Origin of the sequence: Bradyrhizobium sp. 2TAF36, from assembly GCF_052114925.1 — a bacterium.
Taxonomy (GTDB): domain Bacteria; phylum Pseudomonadota; class Alphaproteobacteria; order Rhizobiales; family Xanthobacteraceae; genus Bradyrhizobium; species Bradyrhizobium barranii.
In genome coordinates, this window is record NZ_JBFRFR010000218.1 from 1 (window position 1) to 1,666 (window position 1,666).

The following is a 1,666-nucleotide window of genomic DNA, read 5'->3' on the forward strand; positions in this document are numbered from 1 at the left end:
CCGTTCGTCCCGTTCGTCCGCACGAAGCCTCGGGCTCACGCAGAGCAATCCGGCCCGCCCTTTGCCATTCGCACCCGACGCTGCCGCGTCCACCGCAAGCCCGGCTCGCGACACTGACGACCACATGATCATCCCTCAAGGATGAACCTGGATGGGCGACACATACGCCATTTTCTGAATTTCGGCAACGTGGAATATTTTGTACGATGGGATTTGACATGTTTGCGGTGTTGTGCGCGATGGACGAGTCCAAGTCGAGTGAGCGCAAGTGAAATCGTCTCACCGGTCTCGGTGGACAACCGACGTGCTCGCGAAAGCGACTCCTGACAGATGCGCAGCATCGACCAAGATAGAAATAGGATCTAGTGACTGTCCGCTCACGTCGGCAGCTGACATCGCCCTTCACGCAGAAACTCGACGTGATTTCCTAGCTGAATTCTCCTTCAGATGCAACCTTTGCTAGTCATAGGCTTGCGGATATTGCGCATCCAAGGTTTGGAACGTCGCCCCGGAAATCGGCGATAGTGATCACTCCAATCGGTAGCACCTCGAGTGCGCGAACACGGAACGAATCTGAACCTAGTCTAGCCGACTCTTCTGCGTAGGTGGGCCCTTGCATACCTCGCCCACGCTCGTTCGTTGAATCAAAACGGACCCTTGAAAAAATCAGTTGCTCAAATGGTTGTCGCCGCTGGCCATTGATTGGTGGACGCACCAGGGCTCGAACCTGCGACCGCTGACTAGAGGCAGTTCGCCTATCTCGGTGCGACGCGTCCATATTGGATAGGTCGCAGGCGCAGCTACGCGATGAGCAACGAAGACAGACACTTTTCCGCTACCGACCTGCCGCTTCAGAGAACCCTTGCTCACGCTGGCGGTCGCGCGATTTTTTTTGATCTCCCGGTGCACACGTCGCGCACACGCCGCCATCTAACCAATTGAAAAACCTGAACTCTCGCTCCAATCCATCATGGGCAAGTTTGAGCTAACTCCGACAATCGATATCTGATTGGAGCCAATCAGATAAAGGTTCGTCCCACCAAAGATGATGTAGAAGACCGTCTTTCACCCCTGCCCCATGAGCCCACCGCACGTTCAAATCGTGGAGCCGCCTTCCGCCGCTCCGAACCTCAAGCGGCTTGGGCTTTGCGTGCCATGCGAAATCCGTCGGTTTGCGCGGTGACTAATTTAATCGACAAGCAACAGGGCGGAGAGAGTGTCGGTCAATCCCCATTGAAAGATCAAGCACTCAAGCCGACTTGCGCCAGCTTTTGCAATTCGCGTCTGCCAGATCTATGCGGCGATGGTGGAGACCGTGAACGATCCAAAGGTGGGTACCCTTTTCGTCGAACAGGGCGCCGAGCCGCTGGTGATGGACCCTAAGGGCCTGAAGGATTTCATGACCTTGAAAACACGAAATGGGCCGGGATCATCAAGAAGATCGGCATCGAGCCGATGTGAGGGTCACACCAGGCTCGACTTGCCCCGGCTCAGCACCTCGCCTGCGCCCTTGTCGCCGACGATCTTGCCCTGCTCGTACACCACGCGGCCCCGCGCGATGGTGGTGACAGGCCAGCCGGTGACGTCAAAGCCCTCCCACGGCGTATAGTCCGCGCCGTGGTGCAGGTCGGCCTGCTGAATCGTCTTTGTCAGCTTCGGGTCCCAC

1 pseudogene is annotated in these 1,666 nt (G+C 57.0%); it reads right to left on the bottom strand.

The annotated features are described in order from the left end of the window. Window positions 1-1,464 precede the first annotated feature (1,464 nt). Window positions 1,465-1,666: pseudogene (locus AB4Z51_RS44790) on the bottom strand (dihydropyrimidinase); the annotation flags it as partial.